Annotated in this window: 25 protein-coding genes and 1 pseudogene; 10 read left to right on the plus strand and 16 right to left on the minus strand. The window is 66.8% G+C overall.

The window, feature by feature from the left end; translation table 11 throughout:
- Positions 1–7 precede the first annotated feature (7 nt).
- Positions 8–1,597, plus strand: coding sequence for a sensor histidine kinase (locus OF829_RS13745; protein ID WP_264940653.1), 1,590 nt, complete (start codon positions 8–10; stop codon positions 1,595–1,597).
- Between the two features lie 261 nt (positions 1,598–1,858).
- Here the strand turns inward: OF829_RS13745 and OF829_RS13750 are convergent, their stop codons facing one another.
- Positions 1,859–4,078 carry a S9 family peptidase gene (locus OF829_RS13750; protein WP_406701432.1) on the minus strand — a complete coding sequence of 740 codons (2,220 nt, stop codon included), beginning with the start codon at positions 4,076–4,078 and terminating at the stop codon, positions 1,859–1,861.
- 163 nt (positions 4,079–4,241) lie between these two features.
- Here OF829_RS13750 and OF829_RS13755 point away from each other — a divergent pair, with 163 nt between their 5' ends.
- Positions 4,242–4,592 carry a surface-adhesin E family protein gene (locus OF829_RS13755; protein ID WP_264940654.1) on the plus strand — a complete coding sequence of 117 codons (351 nt, stop codon included), beginning with the start codon at positions 4,242–4,244 and terminating at the stop codon, positions 4,590–4,592.
- On the opposite strand, the gene soxR is transcribed toward OF829_RS13755, so the two are convergent.
- Positions 4,589–5,023, minus strand: a complete 435-nt coding sequence (gene soxR / locus OF829_RS13760) for a redox-sensitive transcriptional activator SoxR (protein ID WP_264940875.1) — start codon at positions 5,021–5,023, stop codon at positions 4,589–4,591. The two genes, OF829_RS13755 and soxR, sit on opposite strands and share 4 nt — an antisense overlap.
- Positions 5,024–5,130: 107 nt before the next feature.
- On the opposite strand from soxR, the gene OF829_RS13765 reads away from it, so the two are divergent.
- Entirely contained in the window at positions 5,131–5,511 is a 381-nt protein-coding gene (locus tag OF829_RS13765) for a VOC family protein (protein ID WP_264940655.1), read from the plus strand.
- Between the two features lie 131 nt (positions 5,512–5,642).
- Here the strand turns inward: OF829_RS13765 and OF829_RS13770 are convergent, their stop codons facing one another.
- Positions 5,643–7,871 carry a beta-glucosidase gene (locus OF829_RS13770; RefSeq protein ID WP_264940656.1) on the minus strand — a complete coding sequence of 743 codons (2,229 nt, stop codon included), beginning with the start codon at positions 7,869–7,871 and terminating at the stop codon, positions 5,643–5,645.
- A gap of 144 nt (positions 7,872–8,015) precedes the next feature.
- Here OF829_RS13770 and OF829_RS13775 point away from each other — a divergent pair, with 144 nt between their 5' ends.
- The 3 genes from OF829_RS13775 (at position 8,016) to OF829_RS13785 (ending at position 10,179) form a co-directional block, all read left to right on the plus strand.
- Entirely contained in the window at positions 8,016–8,420 is a 405-nt protein-coding gene (locus tag OF829_RS13775; protein ID WP_264940657.1) for a surface-adhesin E family protein, read from the plus strand.
- Positions 8,413–9,645 carry a glycoside hydrolase family 172 protein gene (locus OF829_RS13780; protein WP_264940658.1) on the plus strand — a complete coding sequence of 411 codons (1,233 nt, stop codon included), beginning with the start codon at positions 8,413–8,415 and terminating at the stop codon, positions 9,643–9,645. The genes OF829_RS13775 and OF829_RS13780 overlap by 8 nt, the downstream gene beginning before the upstream one ends.
- Positions 9,646–9,726: 81 nt before the next feature.
- On the plus strand, positions 9,727–10,179 hold the full coding sequence (locus OF829_RS13785) for a PA2169 family four-helix-bundle protein (RefSeq protein ID WP_264940659.1): 453 nt from the start codon (positions 9,727–9,729) through the stop codon (positions 10,177–10,179).
- Between the two features lie 72 nt (positions 10,180–10,251).
- Here the strand turns inward: OF829_RS13785 and rplS are convergent, their stop codons facing one another.
- From rplS to OF829_RS13840, 11 genes and pseudogenes are all read right to left on the minus strand, one after another.
- Positions 10,252–10,641, minus strand: coding sequence for a 50S ribosomal protein L19 (gene rplS / locus OF829_RS13790; protein WP_264940660.1), 390 nt, complete (start codon positions 10,639–10,641; stop codon positions 10,252–10,254).
- 1 nt (position 10,642) lies between these two features.
- Positions 10,643–11,374: a tRNA (guanosine(37)-N1)-methyltransferase TrmD gene (gene trmD / locus OF829_RS13795; RefSeq protein WP_264940661.1), complete on the minus strand. Its 732-nt coding sequence runs from the start codon at positions 11,372–11,374 to the stop codon at positions 10,643–10,645.
- A 38-nt stretch (positions 11,375–11,412) separates the two neighbouring features.
- Positions 11,413–12,246 (minus strand): TIGR04222 domain-containing membrane protein, encoded by an 834-nt coding sequence (locus OF829_RS13800; protein ID WP_264940662.1) that lies wholly within the window; start codon positions 12,244–12,246, stop codon positions 11,413–11,415.
- Positions 12,247–12,250: 4 nt separating this feature from the next.
- Positions 12,251–12,829: a glycine-rich domain-containing protein gene (locus tag OF829_RS13805; RefSeq protein ID WP_264940663.1), complete on the minus strand. Its 579-nt coding sequence runs from the start codon at positions 12,827–12,829 to the stop codon at positions 12,251–12,253.
- Between the two features lie 44 nt (positions 12,830–12,873).
- Complete coding sequence (rimM, locus tag OF829_RS13810; RefSeq protein ID WP_264940664.1) at positions 12,874–13,359, minus strand: ribosome maturation factor RimM; 486 nt, start codon at positions 13,357–13,359, stop codon at positions 12,874–12,876.
- A 41-nt stretch (positions 13,360–13,400) separates the two neighbouring features.
- On the minus strand, positions 13,401–16,244 hold the full coding sequence (locus OF829_RS13815; protein WP_264940665.1) for a M10 family metallopeptidase C-terminal domain-containing protein: 2,844 nt from the start codon (positions 16,242–16,244) through the stop codon (positions 13,401–13,403).
- Between the two features lie 529 nt (positions 16,245–16,773).
- Positions 16,774–17,217, minus strand: a pseudogene (gene rpsP / locus OF829_RS13820) (30S ribosomal protein S16); the annotation flags it as partial.
- A gap of 38 nt (positions 17,218–17,255) precedes the next feature.
- Entirely contained in the window at positions 17,256–18,761 is a 1,506-nt protein-coding gene (ffh, locus tag OF829_RS13825) for a signal recognition particle protein (RefSeq protein ID WP_264940666.1), read from the minus strand.
- A 181-nt stretch (positions 18,762–18,942) separates the two neighbouring features.
- Positions 18,943–19,833, minus strand: coding sequence for a TraB/GumN family protein (locus OF829_RS13830; RefSeq protein ID WP_264940667.1), 891 nt, complete (start codon positions 19,831–19,833; stop codon positions 18,943–18,945).
- 24 nt (positions 19,834–19,857) lie between these two features.
- Entirely contained in the window at positions 19,858–20,253 is a 396-nt protein-coding gene (locus tag OF829_RS13835) for a hypothetical protein (RefSeq protein ID WP_264940668.1), read from the minus strand.
- Positions 20,246–20,452 (minus strand): helix-turn-helix transcriptional regulator, encoded by a 207-nt coding sequence (locus tag OF829_RS13840; RefSeq protein ID WP_264940669.1) that lies wholly within the window; start codon positions 20,450–20,452, stop codon positions 20,246–20,248. Before OF829_RS13840 ends, OF829_RS13835 begins: the two co-directional genes overlap by 8 nt.
- A 229-nt stretch (positions 20,453–20,681) precedes the next feature.
- Here OF829_RS13840 and OF829_RS13845 point away from each other — a divergent pair, with 229 nt between their 5' ends.
- Positions 20,682–22,349 carry a putative bifunctional diguanylate cyclase/phosphodiesterase gene (locus OF829_RS13845; RefSeq protein WP_264940671.1) on the plus strand — a complete coding sequence of 556 codons (1,668 nt, stop codon included), beginning with the start codon at positions 20,682–20,684 and terminating at the stop codon, positions 22,347–22,349.
- On the opposite strand, the gene OF829_RS13850 is transcribed toward OF829_RS13845, so the two are convergent.
- The gene (locus OF829_RS13850; RefSeq protein WP_264940672.1) at positions 22,324–22,929 is read right to left on the minus strand and encodes a DUF924 family protein; all 606 of its coding nucleotides are present in this window, start codon (positions 22,927–22,929) and stop codon (positions 22,324–22,326) included. The genes OF829_RS13845 and OF829_RS13850 overlap by 26 nt on opposite strands.
- Between OF829_RS13850 and mtaB the strand changes: the two genes are divergently transcribed.
- Genes mtaB through OF829_RS13865 form a run of 3 tightly spaced genes read left to right on the plus strand, consistent with a single transcriptional unit; the run spans position 22,929 to position 25,781 of the window.
- Complete coding sequence (gene mtaB, locus OF829_RS13855; protein ID WP_264940673.1) at positions 22,929–24,239, plus strand: tRNA (N(6)-L-threonylcarbamoyladenosine(37)-C(2))-methylthiotransferase MtaB; 1,311 nt, start codon at positions 22,929–22,931, stop codon at positions 24,237–24,239. The two genes, OF829_RS13850 and mtaB, sit on opposite strands and share 1 nt — an antisense overlap.
- Entirely contained in the window at positions 24,236–25,171 is a 936-nt protein-coding gene (ftsY, locus tag OF829_RS13860) for a signal recognition particle-docking protein FtsY (protein WP_264940674.1), read from the plus strand. Before mtaB ends, ftsY begins: the two co-directional genes overlap by 4 nt.
- Positions 25,161–25,781 carry a septation protein A gene (locus tag OF829_RS13865; RefSeq protein ID WP_264940675.1) on the plus strand — a complete coding sequence of 207 codons (621 nt, stop codon included), beginning with the start codon at positions 25,161–25,163 and terminating at the stop codon, positions 25,779–25,781. The genes ftsY and OF829_RS13865 overlap by 11 nt, the downstream gene beginning before the upstream one ends.
- A gap of 2 nt (positions 25,782–25,783) precedes the next feature.
- On the opposite strand, the gene OF829_RS13870 is transcribed toward OF829_RS13865, so the two are convergent.
- A complete protein-coding gene (locus OF829_RS13870; protein WP_264940676.1) occupies positions 25,784–26,146 on the minus strand; it encodes a hypothetical protein in 363 nt (120 codons plus the stop codon).
- Between the last annotated feature and the right edge of the window lie 22 nt (positions 26,147–26,168).

The following is a 26,168-nucleotide window of genomic DNA, read 5'->3' on the forward strand; positions in this document are numbered from 1 at the left end:
CTAAATCATGGAGAATGACGATCAGGAGCCGCGCGCCACCGGGCCCGCGGCAGCCGTGCCGTCTATCCTGGCGAGGATGCCCACCGGGGCGAAGGTCTTCTCGATCCTCGTCGTGGCGCTCGCGCCGCTCGCGCTGATCGCGCTGTTCGTCGCGCTGCAGAATACCCGCGCCGCCGATGAGGAGAGCCGCCAGCGGCTGCGCTCGGCGGTCGAGGAGAGCTCGGGCGCGCTCGCCAACCTCCTCGCCAACAACGAGAGCGAACTGCGCGAAGGGCTGACGGCGCTCGAGGCCGATCATGGCGACGCGCCGAGCTGCACCCGGGTCGCGGGCGCCTTTGCCGCACTGATCGATAGCGGCACGCGGTTCGCGATCACCGACGAGCGCGGCGAATTGCTGTGCGGCCAGCGGGTCACCGTCAGTGGCGCGGTCGTGATTCGTCCGGGCGAAGTCCGCGCCGAACTGATCGAACAGGGGTTGGTGCTGCGGATCGGCGGCCAGCGCGGAGGGACCGCGACCGCCTATTATCCGGTCGAGGCGCTCGCCACGCTGGGACGGCCGAACGGCTTCGTTCCCGAATATGCTGCCGCGCTGGCCAACAGGCGGGGGCAGAATCTGACGCTGCGCGCGCTCGCCAATGAAGGGCCGCTGCAGCGGCGCGAGACGATGGACGCCGATCTGGGGGTCGATGGGCTGAGGCTGTCGATGGCGATGCTCGGCACGCCGATCACCTCGCCGCTGATCATCGCGACCGTGCTGCTGGTGCTGATGTGGATCGCGGCAGCGGGGATCGGCTGGTTCGTAGTCGATCGGCTGCTGATCCGCCCGTTGCGCCGGCTGCGCACCACCGTGGGCAACTATCAGCCGGGCGAGGTGATCGAGATCAGCCGGCTGCACGGCATCCCCGCGCAGGAGATACGCGACCTGGGCGACACGTTCCGCGAGATCAGCCGCACCGTCCAGGCGCACGAGGCCGATCTCGCCGAGGGGCTCGTCCGCCAGACCAAGCTGACGCGCGAGGTCCATCACCGCGTCAAGAACAACCTCCAGGTGATCGCCAGCCTGATCAACTTCCACGCGCGCGGCGCCAAGGGAGCCGAGGCGACCGAGGCCTATGCCGCGATCCAGCGCCGCGTCGATGCGCTCGCGGTGGTGCACCGGCACCATTATGCCGAGATGGAGGATAATCGCGGGCTCGAGCTGCGATCGGTGATCGGCGAGCTGGCGTCGAACATCCGCGCGACCACGCCCGACCGCGCATCGGGGATCGGGATCACGCTGGAGGTCGAGCCGTTCCTCGTCTCGCAGGATACCGCGGTCGCGGTCGCCTTCCTGATCACCGAGATCGTCGAGCTGGCGATCAGCTGCAATCCGGCGGCGCAGGTGCGCATCTCGATCAAGGCCGATGCCGAGCCGAACCGGGCCGTGCTGCGGGTGGTCTCGCCCGCCTTGTGCGACAGCCCCGAGCTGGTCGGCCTGGTCGCCAACCGCTATGGCCGGGTGATGGGCGGGCTGGCGCGGCAGCTGCGCACCCAGCTGCACCATGATCCGCTGACGGGCGCCTATGAGGCGGCGATCGCGGTCAATGGACGGCCCTGAACGCCCTCAAAAAATATTTGAAAAATTTTTTGAACGAGCGGGAACCGAGGGCTTCCTTGTGCATTTTACACCTCGGATAGTGACCTTTTGCCCCCCCGCTCTCGCTATCCAAGACATGGGCCCGGAAGCGTCAACCCTCCCCCCCCCCGGTGACGCTTCCGGGCCTAAATCTTTTTTCCGAGAGCCGATTTTGACCCCGACCGGTCCACGCGCAGGCCCAGTCCGACCGCGCCGCGCGCCTTGCCGTGCTGGCCCGGCCCGCTAACGCTTCCCCATGCTCCGGTCGAGGAACGCGAAGATCGTCTCCCACAGATGGACGCTGATCCCCGGCCCGCCCACGCGGTGCGTCTGCCCCGGATAGAGCATCACCTGGAACGGCACCCCGCCGGCCTGCATCCGCCCCATCATCACCGTCGAATGTTCGAGCACGACATTGTCGTCGGCCATGCCGTGGATCAGCAGCAGCGGATCGCGGATGCGAAGCGCATTCTCGACCGTGTTCGAGGCCTTGTAGGCGTCCGGCACCAGCCGCGGATCGCCCATGTATCGCTCGGTATAATGGGTGTCGTACAGCTCCCATTTGCTCACCGGAGCGCCCGCGATGCCGGCGGCGAACACGCCCGGCGCGGCTTCGAGCAGCTTGAGCGTCATATATCCGCCGTACGACCAGCCATAGGTCGCGATCCGGCCGCCATCGACGAAATCGAGCGTCTTGAGGAAGGCAGCGCCCGCAAGCTGATCCTCGACCTCGACCGACCCCATCGCGTGCCAGAGCGCATCCTCGAACTTCTTGCCGCGATTGGCCGATCCGCGATTGTCGATCTGGAACCAGATATAGCCCTTGCCGACGATATATTGCTGGAGCGCCCCGCCCCATTTGCGTGCGACCTGCTGCGCATGGGGGCCGCCATAATGCTGGAAGAAGACGGGGTAGCGTTTCCCCGGCTCCATCCTGGGCTTGATCATCTCCCAATAGAGCTCGGTGCCGTCCGCCGCCTTGATCGTGCCGAAGGTCCGTTCCTGATGGCTGGCGAGATAGGGGTGATAGGGATGATCGGGCTTGCGCACGTCATTCTCCTCCACCCAGGCGATGCGCTTGCCCTTGGTATCGGCCAGATAGACCTGGGGCGGCTGATCGGGATTGGATCGGGTGACGATCGCGCGCGTCGCGGCGGTGTCCATCGTCACGAGATTGTACCAGCCCAGCTCGGTCAGCCGCGTCACCGCGCCGCCCTTCAGGCTCACCGAATAGAGATGCCGCTCGAGCACGCCGTCCTTGTTGCCGGTGAAGTAGACGACGCCCCTCTTCTGGTCGATCCCGTCCACCTCGGCGACTTCCCAGTCGCCCTTGGTCAGCTGGGTCCATTTGCCCTTGGCGACATGATAGAGATGGCCGTGCCCGTCGCGTTCGGACCACCAGATCAGGCTGCCGTCCTTGAGCGGAGTGAAGGCGGTGGAGAGGTTGACCCAGCTCTTGTCGGCGGCCTTTTCGGTGAAGACGATCTCCGACCTGCCGGTGGCCGGATCGACCTTGAGCAGATCCAGCACGGTCTGATCGCGGTTCTGCCGCTGGACGTAAAGCGCCTTGCCGTCGGGCGCCCATTTGACGCGGGCGAGATAGATGTCGGGATCGCTGCCGAGATCGACCTTGACCTTGTTCTGCCCGAGCGGATCCATGATCCACAGCTCGACCAGCGCGTTGGCGGTGCCCGCCTTGGGATAGCGCTGCTGATAGACCTTGGTCGTCTCCGCGCCGATCGCGGTGCGGGTGACGATCCCCACCGGCGCCTCGTCGAACCGCTCGACCGCGATGTGCCTGTCGTCGGGGGACCACCAATAGCCGTTGGTGCGGGCCATCTCCTCCTGCGCGACGAATTCGGCCTCGCCCCAATGGACCGTGCCCGCGCCGTCGCTGGTCACGTGCCACTTCTTCCGCGCACCGCCGGTCTCCATCACCACCAGGTTCTGGTCGCTGACGAAGCTCACATAGCCACCGCCCGGGCTCACCGCCGGGTTGAGCTTGGCACCCGCATCGGCGGGGAGCTTCTCGGCGCTGCCGTCGAGTTCGGCGAGATAGAGTTCGCCTTCCAGGGGCACGAGGATCGACTGGCTGTCGGGCGCCCATTCATAGGCGATGATGCCGCGCGTGCCGCCGAGCCGGGCGCGCTCCATCTGCATCTTCTCGGCCTCGGACATTTCGGCGCCCGATCCGACCTTCTTCGAATCGACCAGCATCCGCCACTGGCCGGTGCCGGTGTCCATCGCCCACAGGTCGAACCGCTCCTTCTCGTCGGCGCGGTTGCGCAGCACGGTCAGCCATTTGCCGTCGGGCGAAAGCTTCATCGCGCGCGGCGCCGGGCCCTGGATATCGGGGCTCGCGAATACGCGCTCGAGCGTCAGCGGCGCCACCTGCGCCTCAGCCACGGGCACGAGCCCCGCCATCGCCAACGCAAACCCCGCGATCCACTTCCACATTCGCATCCTCCAATTGGCGGACGTTATTGCGGGCAAATGCCGAAGGGTAAAGCCGCGGAACCGCCTTATTGCCGTCGGGATTGCTGGGAAGACTGGCGCCGCCACAGCCGGAGAACCCCCGATGTTAGCCCTCGCCGCCGCAACACTTACCCTTGCGCTTTCGCCGGCGATGCCGGGCGAAGACTGGGTGCTCATCTCCGAAGCCGAGAATGGCGTAGTCTTCTCGCTCGATCGGGACTCGGTCCGCGAGATGGACGGCTATCGGCAGGCCTGGACCCGAACCGACTATAGCAAGGTCAGCGGGGGCGATGTGAGTTTGCGCAGGGCGCTGGAGGACTATGACTGCGGCGGTCGCAGGCTCCGCACCCGGGGTTCAGTCGCCTATGGCCGCGACGGCAAGGTCCTGCGAACCATGTCGCTCGCCGCGGATCAATCCGAATGGAAGGCCGTGGAGCCGGGCTCGATGGGCGAGGCCAAGCTCGATGCCGTCTGCGCCGTGGAGATCAAAGCCACGGGCTAGTCCTTGCGCCTGGCGATCACGAAGCGCGGCCCCGCCCCCGCTTTCCCCGCCTTGTCGTCGGGATTGTAGAGCGCACAGCGCTTGAGCGACAGGCAGCCGCAGCCGATGCAATTGTCGAGCACGTCGCGGGTGCGCTTGAGCTCGGCGATGCGGGCGTCGAGGATACGGTGGATGCCCTTGCTGATCCGTTTCCAGTCCGCCTGGGTCGGGGTGCGGCCCTGGGGGAGCCCAGCCAGCTCGCCGGCGATCTGCGGCAGCGTCAGCCCCAGTTGCTGCGCGATCAGCGCGAAGGAAAGGCGGCGGATGTCCGAACGCAGGAAACGCCGCTGCCCCCCAGATGTGCGGAAGGGCTGCACCAGGCCCTTCGCTTCATAGAAGCGGATCGCCGAAACGCTCATCCCCGTGCGCGCCGCCAGATCGCCGATCGTCATCAGTTCGTCGCCGCGCTTCACATTGCCTCCCGAAACAGCTTGACCTCAACTTAGCTTGAGGTTGTAGCAGCCACAAGCATGACCCGAATCGCACGAGGAACATGCTTATGACCGCCCCCTTCATCGAACATGTGAACATCACCGTGCGCGACCCGGATCGCGCCGCGGCGCTGATGATCGGCCTGTTCGGCTGGCATGTCCGCTGGCAGGGTCCGTCGCTGCTCGGCGGGCATACCGTCCATGTCGGCGACGACCGCTTCTACCTCGCCTTCTACACGCATGACGGCGCCGGGACGCCGGACGCGAAGTTCCGCAAGGGCCAGCCGCTCAACCATGTCGGGATCGTCGTCGACGATCTCGACGCGCTGGAGGCGAAGGTGGTCGTGGCCGGGCTGACGCCGTTCAGCCATGGCGACTACGAGCCCGGGCGGCGCTTCTATTTCCTCGATCATGACGGGACCGAGTTCGAGGTGGTGAGTTACGACTGACTCCAATCCTCCCCCGCCAGGGGGAGGTGGCGCCGAAGGCGTCGGAAGGGGAGGACCCGAAGCAGATGTGGCCGCCGCCCTCCCCCTCCGTCAGCTTCGCTGACACCTCCCCCCGGCGGGGGAGGATGAGTTCACGGCTTCACGAACCCCGCCGTCACCGCCCCGCTCCCGGTCAACGAAAAGCTCGCCGACGAGGCGCCAACCGCGACGCCGTAACTCCCCCCAGCCACCCGCCAGCGATGCCCCTTTTCGTCGAAATGGGCGAGCAGGCGCGGGTCTGCCGTGACGGTCACGCGTCGCGTCTCACCCGGTGCCAGCCGGACCTTGTCGAATCCGATCAGCCGCGGTTCGGGGCTGCCCGCGATGCTGGTGAGATAGACCTGCGGCACATCCGCCCCTGTCCGCTCGCCCGTGTTGCACACCGTGAACGAGACCTCGAGCGTCCTGCCCCCGCGCACCTCAAGATCCGAATAGGCGAAGCTGGTGTAGGAAAGCCCGTGCCCGAACGGGAAGAGCGGCGTCAGCCCCTTGCGCGCATACCAGCGATAGCCGACGTCCGCCCCCTCGGCATAGGGCAGCGGGATCGGGTGATCATAGTTGGACGGCCGGTCCGCCGAGGTCCCCCACCCCGTCAGCGACGGCCGGGGAAGCTGCGCCTCGCTCACCGGAAAGCTCACCGCCAGCCGGCCCGAAGGATTGACCCGCCCGGTCAGCAGATTGGCGATCGCCGGCCCGCCGCGATTGCCCGCATACCAGGCCTCGAGCACCGCGCTGACCTGGCCCAGCCACGGCATCGTCACCGGCCCGCCGGTCTCGAGCACCACCACCGTTTTCGGATTGGCCGCCGCCACCGCCGCGATCAGCGCGTCCTGCCCGTGCGGCAAGGTGAGGTCGGGCACGTCGTAGCTTTCGGTCGTCCACTGCGTCGCGAACACGATCGCCACGTCCGCATCCTTGGCGGCGATCGCCGCGCTCGACGGATAGTCGCCATTGTTCACGACGAACTCGACCCCCGGCATCGCCTCCCTGAGCGCTTCGAGCGGCGAGGAGGGATGGAACACCATCAGCCGCGGCGAGCCGAGCGTGCCCCAGCCCATTACCGGGATCTGCAGCCCCGGCCCCTCGATCGCGGTGGTATTGGCCGAGCCGCCGCCCGAAGGCACGCCGAACTGGGCATTGCCCCCGATCACCGCAACCTTCTTCACGCCCGCGAGCGGCAGCAGCCCACCCTCGTTCTTGAGCAGCACGCTCCCCTCCTCGGCGATCGACTGCGACACCCGGCTATTGGCGGCATAGTCGATCGGCGAGCGCGTCGCGGGGCGGTCCATCACGCCCGTCGCGAACAGGCTGCGCAGGATGCGGTGGACCATCAGGTCGAGCTGCGCGCGGTACTTCGGGTCCTTCGCCACCGCGTCGGTCAGCGGCTGGCCGAAATAGACCTGCCGGTCGAGCTGCTCGCCCGATTCCTGATCGAGCCCGTTCAGCGCCGCCTCGGTCGAATGCACCGCGCCCCAATCGGACATCACCCAGCCCGGATAGCCCCAATCCTTGCGCAGAATTTGATTGAGCAACCAGTCATTCTCGCAGGAATAGCGCCCGTCCACGAGCTGGTAGGCGCACATCACCGAACCCGGCTTGCCGCCTTCGATCGCCAGCTCGAATGCGAGCAGGTCGCTCTCGCGCGCCGCGGCGTCACCGATCTGCACATCGACCGAGAAGCGCGCCGTCTCCTGATTGTTGAAGGCGAAATGCTTGATCGTCGAGACGACATTCTGGCTCTGGATGCCGCGGATATGATCGCCGACGAGCGAACCCGCGAGCAACGGGTCCTCGCCCATATATTCGAAGTTCCGCCCGTTGCGCGGCTCGCGCACCAGGTTGGTGCCGCCCGCGAGCAGCACGTTGAACCCCTTGCGCCAGCTCTCGTCGCCGAGCGCCGCGCCGCCCGAATAAGCGAGCGTGCGGTTCCAGCTCGACGCCAGCGCGATCGTCGCGGGAAAGGCGGTGGCGCCGTCGCCCGGACGGACATTGCCGGGATTGGTCACGCCCACGCTGGCATCGGCCTCCTGCAAGTCGGGAATGCCGAGCCGCGGAATGCCGAAGATGAACCCCGCGGATCCCAGCGCACGCTCGGGCGGGGCGATGCCAAGCCGCGGGCGGCCCATCGGTCCATGGACGAGGGTCAGCTTCTCCTCGGTCGTCATCGCCGCCATCAGCAGCCGCGCGCGCTGGTCCGGATCGAGGTTCCGGTCCATCCAGGGCCTGTCGGGCGCCGCGGGCCGGGCGGCGACCGGAAGCGGCGGCACCAGCAGCAGCAGCGCGAACCATGCGGCAAGCCTCGAACGACGATTCCGGATCATCCGCCCCTCCTCTCGCAACGCGCCGGCATCTGTGGCCGGTCGCGCGGGCATCCTACGCCCGCGCACGGCGAACGACAACGCTGTCGTCCGCTTGACGCGCCGCGGGCATGCCATATGCTTCCGGTCCCGGGAGGAGGACCTGCCATGCCGCTGACCCCTGTCCGTTTCTGCGCCCGCATCGCCGCGCTGGCGCTGTGCCTCCTCATCGCCGGACCCGCGCTGGCCCAGGCCGGCTGGAAACTCGTCACGAGCGATTCCAAGGGCAGCTATTATATCGATCAGGCATCGACCGTGATTCAGGGCGATATGCGAAACGCCACCAGCCGCACCGATTATGTCGGCGACGGCATCCAGAAGGGCGTGGTGCGCCGCGTCTATGAAGAGAATTATGACTGCCGGAAGCGCGCGGTGCGGCTGCGCAAGGTGACGCTCTATGCGGCGGACGACAGCGTGCTCGCCAGCTTCGATTGGGCCGAGGGCGAGATCGACTGGATCGCCGCCGCACCCGAATCGCTTGGCGGGCTCAAGATCGCCGCCGTCTGTGGCTGACCGGCGCGGCGTCGCAGGGGCGCTGGTTGCGGCGCTCTGTGCGCTGCTGTTGCCTGCCGCCGCGATCACGCAGGAGGTGCCGCTCTACCAGCATCAGCCCGATCAGGCGCCGCGCTGGGCCAGCCCCGAAAACCCCAATGCCGAGCCCGGCGCGGGCGGGCGCGAAAATCGCGGCGCCAAGGGGCATCCATTCGAGACGATCCCCGCGGGCGGCTCGCTCGTCCTCGCAGACATCAAGGGCCCCGGCGTCATCGACCGGATGTGGCTGACCACCCTGTTCCGCACCCCCGAAGTGCTGCGTTCGCTCCGGCTCGAAATCTGGTGGGACGGGGCCAGGACCCCTGCAGTCTCCGCGCCGCTCGGCGATTTCTTCCTCGGCGGTGCGGGCGAGATGGTGCGGATGGAAACCGCGCTCTTCGCCAGCCCCGAGGGCCGCTCGTTCGTCTCCTATATCCCCATGCCCTTCCGCAAGGGCGCGCGCATCGTCCTCACCAATGACGGCGCGAGCGAGGTGATGCTGCTCTTCTACGATGTCGATTTCCGCCGGTTGAAACGCGTCGCCCCCGACACCCTTTACTTCCACGCCTGGTGGAGCCGCGATCGCGCCACCAGGCTGGGCGAGCCTTTCGCGATCCTTCCCCGCATCACCGGGCGCGGCCGCTTCCTGGGCGCGACGGTCACAGTCTTCACCAATCCGGCCTATGGCAAGACCTGGTGGGGCGAAGGCGAGATGAAGATCTTCCTCGACGGCGACCGCGACCTGCCCACGCTGATCGGCACTGGTACCGAGGATTATATCGGCAGCGGCTGGGAACAGGGAAGCTATGTCGGCCGCTTCCAGGGTTCGCTGATCGCCGATGCCGATCGGGGGCGATGGAGCTTCTATCGCTTCCACATTCCCGATCCGATCTTCTTCAACCGCGATCTCCGCGTCGCGCTCCCGCAGATGGGCGGTGCGCAAAAGGCGGATGTGATGCGGATGATGGCGGCGGGCGTGCCGCTGGTCCCGGTCAATATCGCGGCGGGCAACCGCGCCGCCTTCGTCAAGCTGCTCGACTATGACAAGCCGGCGCCGCTGGCGCAGCAGCCCGATGGCTGGGTCGATTTCTACCGCAGCGACGATGTTTCCGCAGTCGCCTATTTCTATCTCGACCGGCCGGAAAACGGCCTGCCGCCGATCGCGCCGGTCGCGGAACGCGTGGCGGGCCTGCGCCCACCCAAATGAATCAAATGGTTACCGGGCGTTAGCCAGCAACCCCGCCCTGCCCCGCTCGTTCTCCGGTCAAACCCAGACAGGAGATGGGCCATGTCCACCATGCACGATACCGGCAAACTCGACGACCTGATCATCACCACGATCGACAGCATCAAGGGCTATGAACACAGCGCCGAGCATGCCGATGCCCGGCGCTATGCCGGTTTCTTCCGCGCGATGGCGGGCGAGCGGCGCGGCGTGGTCGAACTGCTCCAGGAGCAAAGCCGCGCGCTCGGCGGGACCCCCGCCGATTACGGCTCGACCGCCGCGACGATCCATCGCCGCTGGGAAGACCTGCGCCACGCACTCGGCGGCGGCGATGCTGCGCTGGTGAAAGAGGTCGAGCGCGGCGAGGATTATCTCAAGGAGGAATATGAGCGCGCGCTAAACGACGGCATCACCTCGCCCGAAACGCTCGCGGTGATCCGCCGGGCGTATGAATCGGTGGTGCGCGGGCACGACCGGGCGAGCCATTTGAAGCATGAACTCGAGGCGGCGGATTAGAAGCCACGAATTAGGAAAAGGGCGCGGGAACCGAAGCTCCCGCGCCCTTCCTTTACCTCGTACGAAGCGGGCTTATTCGGCGGCGTCAACCTCAGTCGGGCGCGCGTCGCGGCGCTCGGCGATGCGGGCCGACTTGCCGGTGCGGCCGCGCAGATAATAGAGCTTGGCGCGACGGACGACGCCCTTGCGGACGACTTCGATCGACTCGATGTTCGGCGAATAGAGCGGGAAGACGCGCTCGACGCCCTCGCCGAACGAAATCTTGCGGACGGTGAAGTTGCTGCCCATGCCCTTGCTCGAGCGCGCGATGCACACGCCTTCGTAATTCTGGACGCGGGTGCGCTCGCCTTCGATCACCTTCACGCCGACGCGGACGGTGTCGCCCGGGCGGAATTCCGGAATCTTCTTCGATTCGTTGAACTTGGCAATCTGCTCGGCTTCGAGCGTCTGGATGACGTTCATGTCATTCGTCCTTGTTTCGTCGCCGCGCGCCAGAGGGAGACTTGACCCGAGCGCCCTCGTGGCGCTCCCAAAGGTCCGGCCTCCTTAGCCGTGTATCGGTCTCCGCCTGCAGCTTTCGCCAGGCGTCGATCCTCGCATGATCCCCCGATCGCAGCACCTCGGGGATCGTGCGCCCTTCCCATTCAACAGGTCGGGTATAATGCGGATATTCGAGCAGCCCCGTTTCGAAGCTCTCGTCCATGCCGCTGGAAGGCGCGCCCATTACGCCGGGAAGCAGCCGAATGCAAGCGTCTAGCAGCGTCAGCGCCGCCATCTCCCCGCCCGAGAGGATATAGTCGCCGATCGAGACGGGTTCGACGTCGCGGCCCTCGAAGATTCGCTCGTCGAAACCCTCGAACCTGCCGCACAGGATGGTGACGCCGGGACCCCCGGCCAGTTCGCGGACGCGCGCCTGGGTGAGGGTCTTGCCGCGCGGGCTCATCGCCAGCACGGGGCGCCCCGCGGGCACGCTGTCGAGCGCGGCAGCCAGCACGTCGGCGCGCATCACCATTCCGGCTCCGCCACCCGCGGGGGTATCGTCGACCGAGCGATGCTTGTCGGTCGCGAAATCGCGGATCTGGACGGTGTCGAGGCTCCAGACCCCCTCGCGCATCGCCCTGCCCGCCAGCGATACGCCGAGCGGGCCGGGGAACATCTCCGGATAGAGGGTGAGGACGGTGGCGGCGAAGGTCATTCGCAGCCCATAGGCGAAGCAGGGGTGGCGAGGCTAGTTCAGCTCCCGCCACAGCCTCCGCAACCGCCGCCGCCGCCACCACCGCCGCAGCCGCCCCCGCCATCGCTTCCGCTGCTCGCGCCGCCGTCGCCACTCGAACTCGCGCTGCGCATCTGGTGGAAAGGGGCCCAGCTCGATCCCGCGAGCACGGCGGTGCCGAACAGCGCCACCGCCATGTCGGTCTCGTCGGTCGCGGGGGCGCGCCGGAGCCTGTCGGCCTCCGAGCGGGCCTCTGCCAGGGCTTCCCTGCCCCCGTGCGTCTTGCGGTCGACCGCGAGGAAGCGGACCAGCGCGAAGATCGCGGTGACGGTCAGGAAGATGGCGAGGAAGCCGATCGGCTTGCCGCGAGCCAGGCCGACATCGAGCTTGATCGCGCCGAAGCCGATCAGCAGCAGATAGGGCAAGGTCTGCCAGAAACGCATCTGGAGCGTCGTGCCGCCATCCATCAGCAGGCCGGACGCCACCAGCCGCTCCTGGATGGCCTCGCCATGCGGCCGGAGCGTGCGCTCGATCGTGCCCCAGGGCGCCGCCGGCGTGAGCGCGAGCACGCTGCGCTCGGCGGCGTTTTCCGCGGCGACACCCCGTTCGGGAGCGAAGCGGTTGCCGCCGGTAATCGACAGCGCGCGGCGGCTAAGCAGCCGCGCGACCAGCGCGTCGGCGAAGCGCGTCCGCCCGCCGGCGAGCCAGGCGAGTTCATCGACGCCCACCGCGCGCGGGCGATTACCCTCGGGCCGCAGCCAGCCCGGGATGATCAGCCCGGCGATGAAGGCGAGCGCGAACAGGACTGCGTAGAGCTGAAGAAAGGGTCCTCCGGTCAGATCGAAGGGGGACATGGCCTTATGCTCCTCTGAGAAACATCCAATACGCCAACAGGAGTGCAGCGGCGATCGCCGCCAGCGCCCAAACCGAAGATCGGGGAAGAATGACCGCGTCGCGCGGGTGCACGCGGCGCGCCTTGGGGGCATGGATCAGCAGGTCCGCCGCCTCGGGCCAGATATCGGCGGGGGCGGGCGATCCGAATGCCGCTTCATAGGCCTTGAGCGTGTGGGCATATTGCTCAAAATGGCGCTGCCGCTCATCGCCTCCGCCAGCAGTGGGCCCGTGGTGAAGCTTGCAGCCGAGCACGTCCGGGCAGAAGCGGTCCCAATAGTCGCGGGTGTAGGTGAGATGCAGGTGCCAGGCCTGGTCGACAGGGTCGGAGGGCGTCACCTCCTGCCCGCCCGTCGCCGCCAGGAAGGCAAAGCGCTTATATTCCTCGATCACCCGCGCCGCGCGTTCCGGCCGCCAGCCATTCTCGCGCGCGAGCCGCTCCGCGAAGGAGAGCGCCGCGTCCTCGGGACCAATCGAATAGTCGGAGAGTGCCAGCCAGACCGGGTGGCCTTCAGTCGATGCAGGCAGACCAGGAGTCGTGCTCATCTATATTTCCTACTAGCACAGTAGGTATTACCGTTTGATGACGGTCATCCTTCCACGAAATCGTCCGCCACCACCAGCCGCTCGCCATCCCATTCGGGCACCGCCTCGGGCCGCATCGGCACCATGAAGCGTTTCTTGTCCGGGCGTTCGATCTCGATCACGTCGCCCGCGCCGAAATTGTCGATCGCCACCACGGTGCCGAGCGCGTCTCCGCCCGCCGAAACCGCGGGCAGGCCGAGCAGGTCGACATGATAATATTCGCCCTCGCCAAGCGGCGGGAGGCTGGTTCGCGGCACGGTCAGTTCGGTGCCGCGCAGCGCCTCGGCGGCGTTGCGGTCGGGGATCTCGGCGAAGCGCGCGATCGCGCCGTTATTGCCCGGGCGGAGCGATTTGAGCGTGAGCGCGCCACCGTTGAAGCTGCGATGCGCTTCCAGATCCTCGGCGAAGACCTTCAAACGAACCTCGCCCGTCACCCCATGCGCGCCGATGACGACGGCAAGGGTGACAGGCTTGGTCTGGTCGGCGGACATGGGTAGCCCCATGCCCGCCTGAACCTCCGCTCGCAAGCGGATCAGAAGCCGAAGAAGTCGGTGTGGTCCACCACCGTCCCCGACGCGACATGCGCGAACAGCACCGCCGCGCCCGCGCCCGAGCCATCGGCATCATAGTAGATATTGCCGGTGGTGCTGTCGTAAAGGATGCGGTCATCGGCATCGACGGCCAGCGCGCCAGCGCGGAAAGCACCCGCGTCGAGCGCACCATCCGCACCGATCCCGGTGAAGACGTCGCGGTCGAGATAGATCGAATCCTCGGCGTGCGAGAAGTCCTGGAGATCGTCCCAGTTGCTCGCGCCCGCCAACGTTTCGAAATAATAGCTGTCCTGGCCCGCGCCCCCGATCAGGACGTCGTTGCCGAGACCGCCATGCAGGCTGTCGTTTCCGCCACCGCCACTGAGCGTGTTGATGCCCGAATTGCCGGTCATGACATTGGCATAGCCGGTGCCGGTGCCGTTGATGTCGGCGGTCCCGGTGAGCACGAGATTCTCGACATAGATGCCGGCCATCGAGAAGGTGCCCGAGCTGAACACCGTGTCGGTGCCCTGCCCTGCCGATTCGTAGATCGTGTCGTTATTGCCCTCGACATAGTAGCTGTCATCGCCGAGCCCGCCGCGGAGATTGTCGTTCCCCGCGCCGCTGTCGAGAATGTCGTTGCCGCCATTGCCGGTAAGGGTGTTGGCGCCGCTATTGCCGGTCAGACGGTTGTCGCCATCGGTGCCGGTGCCGTTGATCGCGGCGCTGCCGGTCAGCGCCAGATCCTCGATGTTGGTGCCGATGAGCGAGTAGCTGATCGCGCTGCGGACGGTGTCGTGACCCTCATTGGCGTTCTCGACGATCACGTCGCCGGCCTGGTCGATCACATAGGTGTCGTCGCCGAGCCCGCCGGTCAGCGTATCCGCGCCGCCGCCGCCATCGAGGATGTTGTTCCCCGAGTTGCCGGTGATGACATTGGCATAGCCCGTGCCGGTGCCGTTGATGTCGGCGGTGCCGGTGAGGGTCAGGTTCTCGACATAGATACCGGCCATCGAGAAGCTGCCTGAGCTGAACACCGTATCGGTGCCCTGCCCCGAACTCTCGTAGACGGTGTCGCTGTTGCCCTCGACATAGTAAGTGTCGTCGCCGAGCCCGCCGCGGAGATTGTCGTTCCCCGCGCCGCCATCGAGCACGTCGTTCCCGGCGTTGCCGATCAGCGTGTTCGCGGCATCGTTGCCGGTCAGCGTGTCGTTGCCCGCGCCGCCGGTGGCGTTCTCGATCACCACGCCATTGGCGATCGTGTAGCCGCCGAAGATGCCGTATGCATAGGAGACGCGACCGCCGCCGCCTTCCTCATATTGCAGCGTCGCGGGGCGCAGATCGATATTGGCGTCGCGCGAACCGCCATAGGTGATCGTGTCGTTGCCGCCCGCGTCCCAGATCGAGGTGTAATAGGTGCCCGCGGCGTTGACGTCCTTGAGCGTGTAGACGTCGTTGCCGGTCGCCCAGTTCTCGTTGACGCCATATTTGTCCTGGATCGCGGCGATATCGAACGCCATCAGCCCGCCCAGATAGCCATAGCCGACATCGGTCGGCGCATTGCCATAGGGGCTGTCCTGCCAGCCATCCTCGTACGACATCATCGTGAAGACGCCCTGGTTCAGGTGATAGTCGCCGGTGGTATAGTCGGCGACGCCCGCGCCTTCGGGCTCGACGCCGTGCATGATCCCCGAATGCCCGCCATTGTCGTGCGGATGGGCGAGGCCATGGCCATGGCCGAACTCATGGATCAGCGTGACGAACGAGAAGCCGCCCTGCTGCAGGTCGGTCGCGTTCCAGCGATAATCGCCCGAGTTGAACTGGGCGAGGCCTTCGTCGCTCTCGCCCGGCGGGCTCATCGATCCGAGCAGCGAGACGCCGGGCCCCGGCGTGCCCTGATAGCTGGTGTAGATGAAATTGGCCTGGGCGCGGTCCTGCACCTCGACATAGACGACATCGGCAACCTTCGAGAATTCGCCGAGCGCAGTCATCACCGCGTCATGCTCGAACTGCTGGACGCCGGTCGCGGTGATCGTCGCGGGGGGCAGGCCGGGATTGGTCGGATCGTTGCTGACAAAGGCGTCACCCGCCTTGGCGAAATAGATGGTGATGACGTTCTTGCCGGGCTGGCTATAGCCCCAGGGGTTGGCCGGGGTGCCCTGCGGATCGCCGGTGACGTGCCCGGTCTCGACCCCGTCGGGATTGCGCGCGGTCCCGTCGACCTGCGTGCCCCAGTCGATCGCGTAGAGCGGGCTGTTGGCGTCGTAATAGGGGGTGTAGAGCGAGTCGTCGCCCGTCACGTCCTGCACATAGACGCCATAATCGCCGACCATGTCGCCATTGTCGCCGTCCTGCGCGACATTATCGAAGGCGCGGGCGTTGATATAATAGGTGCCGGTGGTCGTCACGCTGAAGGTCAGCAGCGCGTCGAACCCAGAATTGGCGGAGTTGAACACCGTGTCCGCGCCGCCATCCGCGCTGGTGATCAGGTTGCCGCCCGCGTCATAGAGCTCGATGAAGCTGTCGAGCAGCGGGACGCCGTTCGGCCCGACCGGATCGCCCGGCCCCTGCGGCAGATAACCGAACATGCCGATATTGTAGGTGTGCCCCGCGGTGAGGGTGACCGCGTAGAAATCCTGGTCACCGATCGTGTCGATCCCCGAGATGGTGGGAGCGGCGTCGACGGTGAGGGTCGCGGTGGTGCTGGTGTCGCCGGGGACGGTGTCGAGGAGTTGATTGGAGAGGATGGGATTGAAGCCGGATTGCCCCATGGCGGCGATGCTGTCGCCGTCGACGATCAGGGGCAGGGAGTCCGCAGCGATGCGGGCGATTTTCGGATTACTCATGGGCGTGTCTCCTTTCTCAGAAGGGAACGGCCCAGCCACGGCTTTTAATCCAGCCGTCCGCGCGCGCGAAAATGCACGGGGCTGGCTTGAGCAATTTGGGAAAGTGAAACGCCGGAATTCAATGCGCGCGCGACCGGCACCGACCCCTTTTTACACGACCTGGCTAGGCCAATGCGCGGGTTAACGCCGGCGTAATATTTCTGTTCCGTGTCCGGATCAAATTAGTTTCAGTTGTAACGGAATCGCGCGCCGTAGCCCCCCTCCCGCGAACGGGAGGGGAGCGAAGGGATCAACCCTCGGCCTTTTCCTCGGTCTCGCCCTCGGCGGCGGGGGCTTCGGCGGCAGCCTCTTCAGCGGCCGGAGCAGCTTCCTCGGCGGCCGTAGCTTCCTCGGCGGCCACTTCCACCGGCGGGGTCTGCTCGGCAATTTCCTCGACGACCGCTTCGGCCTCGGGAGTCGGCGCTTCGGTCGCGGCCTCGACGGCCTCGGCGATCACCTCGACGGTCTCGGCCTCCTCGGCGGTCTCGGCGGCGTGGACGGTCTCCTCGGCGGGAGCCTCCTCGGCAACAGGCTCAGGGGCGGGCTCGGGCTCCGGCGCCGGGGCGGCAGCGGCCTCGGCGGCCGCTTCCTCGGCGGCCTTCGCCTTCTCGGCGCGCTCTTCCGCACGCTCGGTGGCCTTCTCGCCGGGCTTGCCCTTGTTCGGATTGTTCTTGGCGGCGCGCTCCTTGACACCCAGTACGTCGAGGAAGCGGGCGACGCGGTCGGTCGGCTGCGCGCCGACGCCCAGCCAGTATTTCGCGCGATCGGTGTCGAGCTTCATCCGCTCGGCCGAGTCCTTGGCGAGGAGCGGGTTATAGGTCCCGATCTTCTCGATGAACTTGCCGTCACGCGGGCTGCGCGCATCGGCAATGACGATCCGGTAATAGGGGCGCTTCTTCGAACCGCCGCGCGACAAACGCATAGAGAGAGCCATTACTTCTTCCTTCTTCGAGTTCTGAGTTCAGAGTTACGTTATTTCTTTTTCAGGAAATTCTGGAAACCAGGCGGCAGGTTGGGCTGGCCCGGCATGCCCGGAAGCCCGCCGCCCATCTTGCCCATCAGGTCGCCGAGATCGGGACCGCCCGCGCCGCCCAGGCCACCCGGCCCGCCGGCACCGCCCATGCCCCCCATACCGCCGGCACCGCCACCGCCGCCCAGCATCGACATCAGGCCCTTCATCCCGCCCATCTTCTTGAGCCGCTTCATCGCGGTCTGCATCTCGAGATGCATCTTCATAAGCTTGTTGACGTCCTGAACGGTCGTCCCCGAGCCCTTGGCGATGCGGATCTTGCGCTTGGCGTTGATCAGCTCGGGCTTGGCGCGCTCCTTCGGCGTCATCGAGGTGATCATCGCGTCCATGCGCAGCAGGATGCGCTCATCGACATTGGCCGCCGCGGCCTGCGCCTTCTTCATGCCCGGGATCATGCCGGCAAGCGCGCCGATCCCGCCCATGTTGCGCATCTGCTTGAGCTGGCCGCGCAGGTCGTTCATGTCGAACTGGCCCTTGGCGAGCCGCGCCGCCATCCGCTCGGCATCTTCCTGCTCGATCGACGCCGCCGCCTTTTCGACCAGCGACACGACGTCGCCCATGCCGAGGATGCGGCCCGCGACGCGCTTGGGATGGAACGGCTCGATCGCATCGAGCTTCTCGCCCATACCGGCGAACTTGATCGGCTTGCCGGTCACCGCGCGCATCGACAGCGCCGCGCCGCCGCGCGCATCGCCGTCCATGCGGGTGAGGATCACGCCGGTCAGCGGCACCTGCGCCGAGAAGCTCGACGCGACATTGACGGCGTCCTGGCCGGTCAGCGCATCGACGACGAGCAGGATTTCCTGCGGGCGGGCGATATCCGCGACCGCCTTCATCTCGTCCATCAGCGCCTGATCGACGTGCAGGCGGCCCGCCGTATCGAGCATGACCACGTCATAGCCCTGCAGCTTGGCCGCGCTCAGCGCGCGCCGGGCGATCTCGATCGGCTGCTGGCCAGGCACGATCGGCAGCGTCGCCGTCTCGGTCTGGGTGCCGAGCACCGCCAGCTGCTCCTGCGCGTTCGGCCGATTGACGTCGAGCGACGCCATCAGGATCTTCTTGCCCTCGGTCTTGCCGATCAGCTTGGCGAGCTTGGCCGTCGTGGTCGTCTTGCCCGAGCCCTGGAGGCCCACCAGCATGATCACCGCGGGCGGGGTGACGCCCAGATTGAGCTCGGCGGTATCGGGCCCGAGCATCTCGACCAGCGCATCATGGACGATCTTGACGACCTGCTGCCCCGGCGTGATCGAACGCAGCACCTGATGCCCGATCGCCTGCTCGGTCACCTTCTCGACGAAGTCGCGCGCCACCGGAAGCGCGACATCGGCCTCCAGCAGCGCGACGCGGACTTCGCGCATCGCGGTCCGCACATCGGCTTCGTTGAGCGCGCCACGGCCCCGCAGGCGCTCGAAGACGCCGCCCAGCCGCTCGCTCAGACTCTCGAACATGAGACCCGTTTCACTCCAAAATCACGTCGTTTCCGCCAAACGCAAAGCGAGCCGGCGGACGAAACCTCGTCGGCCGGCCTGCACCCGTGGGCGCTATGCTATCGCGTTCGCTCAGGAACGTTCAGGCGGGGCACATAGCGGCGCGGCCGCCAAAGGGCAAGCCGCGCCGCATCTGCCCGCCTCAATAGGCGACGCGCCGGGCGAAGATGCCCCTGGCGGCCAGCAGCGCACGGACATTGCCCGGCCCGCCCAGATGCCCGCCGCCGACCGCGAAGAAGACCTTGCCCGGCGTCTTCAGCCGCTGTTCGATCCAGTCCGCCCAGCGCGCATTGCGATCGAACAGGATCCGCTTCGCCAGCATCGGGCTCTCCGCCAGCGAGAGGTTGAGCAGCTCCCCCACCCCATCGGCGTCGCCCGCCGACCAGCGGCCGAGCATGTCGTCGAGCATCGGCGCGATCTTGTCCATCTGATCGATCACGCGCAGCAGATAGGCGATCTGCGCCTCTTCGGGCGCCGCATCGAACATGCCGAACTGCTCCTCGGGGGTCTCGAGCCCGACCAACCGCTTGCCGCCCGCGCGCGCCGCCGCGGTCAGGATCGGCTCGACGCCCAGCGCCGGATCATAGCCCAGCCTGGTCATCGGCATCGCGCCCAGCATCATCGCCGCGAACCAGGGCTTGGCCTTGTCCATCGCCTGGGGCGGCATTCCGATCGATCCCAGCGCGCGGGCGAAATCGGCCCGGCGGTTCTCGGGCAGGCGCATCGTCAGCGTGGGGCCGTCGCGATTGAAGGCGGTCCGCATCACGATCGCCTGCATCTCGGCATCGCTGGGGGCGATCACCTCCATCGCCAGCTCGTCGCTGGCGTCGAACGCGGCGCGAACGCCATCGTCGAACCAGCCGAGCCCGGGCTTGAGCATATGCACCGTGCCGAACAGATAGAGGGTCGTATCGGCGTCCTTCACCACCCACAACGCCGGATCGACGTCGCGGATCGTCTGCGCCGGTGCCGGCGTGACGGGGACGAGCAAAAGGGTCAGCGCGGCAACCGCGCTGCGCAGCAGCTTCAACATGGTTATTCTCCGAGGTTGGAGGGGTTAGCGGAATCGCTTCCAGAGATAGGCCGACATGGTCGCGACGAAGGCGATCACGAACAGCGCCTCATGACTGGGCTCGGGCACCAGCCCGCCCCGCCACAGGAAATACCAGCTTGGATAGACCAGCGCATAGGCGGTGCCGCCCGTCGCCAGCGCGCCGACATTCGCGCGCAACTCGACTTCGTCGGAAACGCGGCAGGCAAAACGCCAGCTGCCGAACACGGCCAGCAGATACAGACCCACGAACGCGATCGCCCAGCCCGGCGCGATCCGACCGTGCCCCTGCTTGAAGATCGCGGTACCGACAACCATCGCCACCCCCACCACCATCGAGGCGGCGAACAGGATCGCCGTGCGCCGCTTGCGCACTGCTTCGGCGCGTTCGCCCTCACCCATTGGCTTGCTCCCCGTCATCGAAAATCTCCTCGATCGTGAGACCGAATACCCGCGCGATGCGGAAGCTCAGCGCGAGCGAGGGGTCATGCTTCCCCGCCTCGATCGCGATCACGGCCTGGCGCGACACGCCGATCCGGCCGCCAAGCTCCGCCTGGCTCCAGTCGCGCTCAGTGCGCAGCAGTTTGATACGGTTCTTCATCGCATCGCTCATGTCACTATGTCCTGACAAATTGTCAGGATTACCTTACATAAGCCGAGTCGCGATCGATGTCAACACAACCTGACATTTTCGAGGAGGAGCGCGGCGCCGGGCGGGGGATCAGGGTTAACCCGCCGGTTACCGTAAAATCCCGGAGGCGTTTAACGCGATCTACACCCTCGGCATGCGATTTCCCTCCCGTTATCGAAGCATCGGGGGACGTTCCGGCATGGCGCTGGATCTCGAGGAAGACGTCAGCACGCAGCCCGCCAAGGGCAAGCAGGATATCGTGACCGGCGCGATCAGCGTCGCCGCGATCCTGATGTTCGTCGGCACCGGCAGCTCGGTGCTCTCGACGACGCTCCAGCATTATTTCGAGGGCGGCGCGCCCGCGGACCGCACGCTCGTCATCGCGCTGCTACTCAACGTCGCGCTGATCCTGTTCGGCTGGCGCCGCCACAGTGCGCTCAGCCAGGAGGTGCGCATCCGCACCGCAGCCGAGGAACGCGCGCAGCAGCTTGCGTCGCGCGATCCGCTCACCGGCTTCCTCAATCGCCGCAGCCTGGCGGAAGAGGGTGCCGCCATGTTCGTCCGCGCGCATCGCCGCCGCAAGGCGATGGCGCTGATCATGCTCGATCTCGATCATTTCAAGACGATCAACGACATGCACGGCCACGCCGTGGGCGATGCGCTGCTCCGCGCGGTCGCGGTCGAGATCGCGCAGGCGATGCCGCCGATCGCGCTCCAGGCGCGGCTGGGCGGCGACGAATTCTCGTGCGGCTTCCTGTTCGACCCGCAACAGCCCGACACGGTCGAGCGCATTGCGGAACGCCTCGTCGCGCGCATGGCGCAGCCGTTCGAGGCCGAGGGGCTGCACCTCCACATCTCGTGCTCGCTCGGCATCGCGCGCTCGGACTTCGATTGCGCGAGCATCGACGCGCTGATGCGCTCGGCCGATATCGCCATGTACCAGGCGAAGAAATCGGGCCGGAACCGCTATGCCTGGTTCGACCAGTCGATGGAGCGCGAGCTTCAGGTCCGCAACGAGCTCGAGTCCGGGCTGCGCATGGCGATCCCGCGGCAGGAGATCGTTCCCTATTTCGAACAGCAGGTCGATCTGCAGACCGGCCGCCTCCACGGCTTCGAGGTGCTGGCGCGCTGGGAGCATCCGACGCGCGGGCTGATCAGCCCCGACCTGTTCATCCCGATCGCCGAGGAAACCGGCATGATCGCGGACCTTTCGCTGTCGATCATGCGCCAGTCCTTCATCGCCGCGCGCGATTGGGACCCGTCGCTGAGCCTGTCGATCAACATCTCGCCCTGGCAGCTGCGCGACGCCTGGCTGGCGCAGAAGATCATCAAGGTACTCACCGAAACCGGCTTCCCCGCGAACCGGCTCGAGATCGAGATCACCGAAAGCTCGCTGTTCGACAATCTCGCGCTGGCGCAATCGATCGTCGGCAGCCTCAAGAACCAGGGCGCGCGCCTTGCGCTCGACGATTTCGGCACCGGCTATTCGTCGCTGGCCCATCTGCGTGCGCTTCCGTTCGACCGGATCAAGATCGACAAGAGCTTCGTCATGTCGCTCAACGAGAATGCCGATAGCGCCGCGATCGTGAAGGCGATTGCGGGACTGGGCGAGAGCCTCAACCTGCCCGTCACCGCCGAGGGCGTCGAGGACGCCGCAATCGAGGAGCGCCTGCGCGCGCTCGGCATCGCCAAATCGCAGGGCTGGTATTACGGCAAGCCGCTCTCGGTGACCGGCGTGCGCCGCATGCTGGCGGAACGGCGGCTGTTGCAGCAGCCGCAGGCCAGCGGACCGCTGACGGTCGAGATCGTCGAGCCGGTGGCCGGCGAACTCCCCGAGGCCGCTACCAACCAACGCCTGGCTGGTTGAGATAGTCCTTCTCGGCTTCGGTCGAGTCCCGCCCCAGCGCCGCGTTGCGCGTCGGGAACCGCCCGAAGCGGTCGATCACCTCGGCATGGTCGCGGGCATAGTCGAGGTTGCTCGCGTCGCCCAGCGCTTCGAAGTTGCTCGCGTCGCCCAGCGCTTCGAAGCTGCTCAGGCACAGCGCCTGCAACTCGGGATTCTCCGCGTGCATCAGCGGCATATAGAGAAATTGCCGCCGCTCCTTCGGAACGCCCAGGTCCCATCCCTTCTCCAGCGCCTCGCAGGTCAGCGCCTGTGCCAGCGGGTCCGCCGCGAACGCCTCCGCCGTCCCGCGATGGATGTTACGGCTGAACTGGTCGAGCAGGATCACCGCCGCCAGCAGCGTCTCGGGATCGTCGCGCCAGCCCTCCGCGCCGCTTTCCAGCACCGCGTCGCGCAAGGGGCCGAACAGCGCCCTGATCTCCTCATCGGTCGAGGCCGATCCCCGAAACCATTGCTCGGGCATCAGCAGATCGAACCAGAAGCCGAGCACTTCCTTGGCCTTCGCGTGGACATCGACAGCGTCCGCACCTAGATCACCGGCCAATGGCATCCTCCTCGCCTCACATCGTCAGCCTCGGGTGCAGGTTGAACCTCGCCGAGAGTGAAACGATCCGTACGCTTCTGACGGGGCGTGACACGGTCGTGGTGAATAGTTGTGCCGTCACCAACGAAGCCGTCAAGGCGACCCGCAAGGCGATCCGCCGAGCACGCCGCGACCGGCCGGAAGCGGAGCTGATCGTCACGGGCTGCGCGGCGCAGATCGATCCGGCGGGATTCGCGGCGATGCCCGAGGTCGACCGCGTGATCGGCAATGCCGAGAAGCTCGCCGCCGCTGCCTGGGCCGCGCCCGACCCGGTGCTCGTCCAGGACATCATGGCCGTGCGCGAAACCGCGCCGCATCTCGCCGCCAGCTTCTCGACCCATGCCCGCGCCTTCGTCGAGGTGCAGAATGGCTGCGACCATCGCTGCACCTTCTGCGCGATCCCCTATGGCCGGGGGAACAGCCGCTCGGTGCCCGCGGGCGCGGTGATCGAGCGGATCGCGACGCTCGCCGAAAGCCATGCCGAAGTGGTGCTGACCGGGGTCGACCTCACCAGCTACGGCCATGACCTCCCCGGCCGCCCCGATCTCGGCACGCTGGTCGAGCGCGTCCTGCGCCACGTGCCCCGGCTCCGGCGCCTCCGCCTCTCCTCGCTCGACGGGATCGAGATCGACGACCGGCTGTTCGCGCTGCTCACGCAGGAGCCGCGGGTGATGCCGCACGTCCATCTCTCGCTCCAGGCGGGCGACGACATGATCCTCAAGCGGATGAAGCGCCGCCACAGCCGCGCCGAATCGGTCGCCCTCGCCGAACGCCTCAAGGCCGCGCGCCCCGGCATCGCGATCGGTGCAGACCTGATCGCCGGATTCCCCACCGAAACCGAGGCGATGTTCGCCAACACGCTCGCGCTGATCGCCGATTGCGGCCTCGTCCACACCCATATCTTCCCCTATTCGCCCCGCGCGGGCACCCCGGCAGCGAAGATGCCGCAGGTCGAGCCCGAAGTGGTCAAGGCCCGGGCCGCACGGCTGCGCGAGGCTGCCAGCGAACGCCGCGATACTTGGCTCACAAGCCTGGTCGGCACCGAGCAACAGGTCTTGATCGAACGCCCCGGCGATCGCGGCCACACGCCCAACTTCGCAGAAGCAAGGCTAACCCCTCCCCCGTTCGCCCTGAGCTTGTCGAAGGGCTGTTCTTCTTTCGAAGAAAAGGACAGGGCTTCGACAAGCTCGGCCCGAACGGGGATTGGGAAGATCGTGAGTGTTAAAGTGACCGGCATCGAAAACGGCAAACTCCTCGGAACCCCCGCATGAGCACCAGCTGGCACGATCGCCTGCTCGGCGGGTTCAAGCGCACCTCGGACCGGCTCCTCGGCAACCTCGCGGGCCTCGGCCTCGGCCGCCTCGACGAGGCGCAGCTCGACGAGATCGAGGAGGCGCTGATCGCCTCGGACCTCGGCCCCGGCACCGCGGCCAAGATCCGCACCCGCCTCGCCGAGGGCCAGTTCGAACGCGGGATGGAGGAGCTCGGCATTCGCCTCGTCGTCGCAGACGAGATCGCCAAGACGCTCGCCCCGGTCGCCAAGCGGCTGCAGGTCGATGCCTTCCCCCGCCCTCAGGTGATTCTCGTCATCGGCGTCAACGGCAGCGGCAAGACCACCACCATCGCCAAGCTCGCCAACCTGTTCCTCGAGCAGGACTATGGCGTGATCCTGGCGGCCGGGGACACGTTCCGCGCCGCCGCGATCGGCCAGCTGCGCACCTGGGCCGAGCGGATCGGCGTGCCGATCGTCACCGGCCCGGAGGGCGGCGACGCGGCGGGGATCGTCTACGAAGCCGTCAAGCAGGCGACCGAGAAGGGCATCGACGTGTTGATCGTCGACACCGCCGGCCGCCTCCAGAACAAGCGCGAGCTGATGGACGAGCTCGCCAAGATCCGCCGCGTGCTCGGCCGCCTCAATCCGGCAGCGCCGCACGACGTGGTGCTCGTCCTCGACGCCACCACCGGCCAGAACGCGCTCAACCAGATCGAGGTGTTCAAGGAAGTGGCGGGCGTCACCGGCCTCGTCATGACCAAGCTCGACGGCACCGCGCGCGGCGGCGTCCTCGTCGCGGCGGCGGAGAAATACGGCCTGCCGATCCACGCGATCGGCGTGGGCGAGAAAGTCGATGATCTCCGCCCGTTCGACGCGAACGAGGTTGCGCGGATCATCGCGGGCGTGGAAGAGCTGACACATGGCCAGTAACCCGTCCCCCGCCCCCTCGCCCCTGCTCCGGATCGGCATCGATTACGGTCCGCTGATCCTGTTCTTCCTGGTGAACAGCTTCGCGCCGGGGCCGCAGATCGTGCGCATCCTTGCCGCCACCGCCGCTTTCATGGTCGCGATGTTCGTGGCGATGGCGGTGTCGTGGTGGAAGACGCGCCACGTCTCGCCCATGCTGTGGATCGCCGGCGCGGTGGTGCTCGTGTTCGGCAGCCTCACCCTCTATTTCCGCGACGAGACCTTCATCCAGATCAAGCCGACCATCGTCTATGCGATGTTCGCGGTGATCCTCGGCTACGGCCTCGTCACCCGCAAGCCGCTGCTCCAGATGCTGCTCGAGGCTGCCTATCCGGGGCTTTCGGAGAAGGGCTGGCGGCTGCTGACGATCAACTGGACCGGCTTTTTCGCGGCGATGGCGGTGCTCAACGAGGTCGCGCGCCATTTTCTCGCATGGGACAGCTGGGTGACCTTCAAGACCTGGGGTGTGATCCCGATGACGCTCGTCTTCGCGGCGTGCAACATCCCGATGCTGCTCAAGCACGGGCTCCAGCTGGAAGGCCCCGAGGACGCGCCGGTCCCGCCCGAGGGCTGAGGTCAGGACCCGCTGCGCTTGCGGAACACATCCTCGCGCAGCAGCTGCCGCCGTGTCGCGAGTTCCGCCGCCTCGGAATCGCTCAGTCCACCATGGCCATAGCGCGATTCCAGCCGGTCGATCTGCCAGGATTCGCGCCGCAGCTGCCGCGCCTCGCGCCGGCTGAGCTGCCCGCTTTCGCGCCCGTCGCGGATGTCATGCCGGATCCGGTCGGTCTCGCGGTTCGGCGGCGTCCAGGTCGCCGGCTGCATTCCCCGCGGCATCCCGCCCGAAATGCTCGCCGAACCCGAAGGGCCACCCCAGAACTGCGCCGAAGCAGGGCTCGCGATCAGCAGCAAGGGGGCGAGAAACAGGTAACCGCGCATGGACGTCTCCTCCGCAGATGAA

The sequence above is a fragment of the Sphingomonas caeni genome (assembly GCF_026013415.1).
Lineage (GTDB): Bacteria > Pseudomonadota > Alphaproteobacteria > Sphingomonadales > Sphingomonadaceae > Sphingomonas > Sphingomonas caeni.

Coding starts and splice junctions, on each gene's coding strand:
- OF829_RS13805 (WP_264940663.1), bottom strand. CDS start 12,829: ATGAGCACGACTCCTGGTCTGCCTGCATCGACTGAAGGCCACCCGGTC.
- OF829_RS13830 (WP_264940667.1), bottom strand. CDS start 19,833: ATGTTGAAGCTGCTGCGCAGCGCGGTTGCCGCGCTGACCCTTTTGCTC.
- OF829_RS13770 (WP_264940656.1), bottom strand. CDS start 7,871: ATGATCCGGAATCGTCGTTCGAGGCTTGCCGCATGGTTCGCGCTGCTG.
- OF829_RS13835 (WP_264940668.1), bottom strand. CDS start 20,253: ATGGGTGAGGGCGAACGCGCCGAAGCAGTGCGCAAGCGGCGCACGGCG.
- rimM (WP_264940664.1), bottom strand. CDS start 13,359: ATGTCCGCCGACCAGACCAAGCCTGTCACCCTTGCCGTCGTCATCGGC.
- OF829_RS13775 (WP_264940657.1), top strand. CDS start 8,016: ATGCCGCTGACCCCTGTCCGTTTCTGCGCCCGCATCGCCGCGCTGGCG.
- OF829_RS13765 (WP_264940655.1), top strand. CDS start 5,131: ATGACCGCCCCCTTCATCGAACATGTGAACATCACCGTGCGCGACCCG.
- soxR (WP_264940875.1), bottom strand. CDS start 5,023: ATGACGATCGGCGATCTGGCGGCGCGCACGGGGATGAGCGTTTCGGCG.
- OF829_RS13745 (WP_264940653.1), top strand. CDS start 8: ATGGAGAATGACGATCAGGAGCCGCGCGCCACCGGGCCCGCGGCAGCC.
- OF829_RS13750 (WP_406701432.1), bottom strand. CDS start 4,078: ATGCGAATGTGGAAGTGGATCGCGGGGTTTGCGTTGGCGATGGCGGGG.
- trmD (WP_264940661.1), bottom strand. CDS start 11,374: ATGACCTTCGCCGCCACCGTCCTCACCCTCTATCCGGAGATGTTCCCC.
- OF829_RS13865 (WP_264940675.1), top strand. CDS start 25,161: ATGGCCAGTAACCCGTCCCCCGCCCCCTCGCCCCTGCTCCGGATCGGC.
- ffh (WP_264940666.1), bottom strand. CDS start 18,761: ATGTTCGAGAGTCTGAGCGAGCGGCTGGGCGGCGTCTTCGAGCGCCTG.
- OF829_RS13800 (WP_264940662.1), bottom strand. CDS start 12,246: ATGTCCCCCTTCGATCTGACCGGAGGACCCTTTCTTCAGCTCTACGCA.
- OF829_RS13755 (WP_264940654.1), top strand. CDS start 4,242: ATGCCGGGCGAAGACTGGGTGCTCATCTCCGAAGCCGAGAATGGCGTA.
- rplS (WP_264940660.1), bottom strand. CDS start 10,641: ATGAACGTCATCCAGACGCTCGAAGCCGAGCAGATTGCCAAGTTCAAC.
- OF829_RS13815 (WP_264940665.1), bottom strand. CDS start 16,244: ATGAGTAATCCGAAAATCGCCCGCATCGCTGCGGACTCCCTGCCCCTG.
- OF829_RS13785 (WP_264940659.1), top strand. CDS start 9,727: ATGTCCACCATGCACGATACCGGCAAACTCGACGACCTGATCATCACC.
- OF829_RS13840 (WP_264940669.1), bottom strand. CDS start 20,452: ATGAAGAACCGTATCAAACTGCTGCGCACTGAGCGCGACTGGAGCCAG.
- mtaB (WP_264940673.1), top strand. CDS start 22,929: ATGGCATCCTCCTCGCCTCACATCGTCAGCCTCGGGTGCAGGTTGAAC.
- ftsY (WP_264940674.1), top strand. CDS start 24,236: ATGAGCACCAGCTGGCACGATCGCCTGCTCGGCGGGTTCAAGCGCACC.
- OF829_RS13845 (WP_264940671.1), top strand. CDS start 20,682: ATGGCGCTGGATCTCGAGGAAGACGTCAGCACGCAGCCCGCCAAGGGC.
- OF829_RS13870 (WP_264940676.1), bottom strand. CDS start 26,146: ATGCGCGGTTACCTGTTTCTCGCCCCCTTGCTGCTGATCGCGAGCCCT.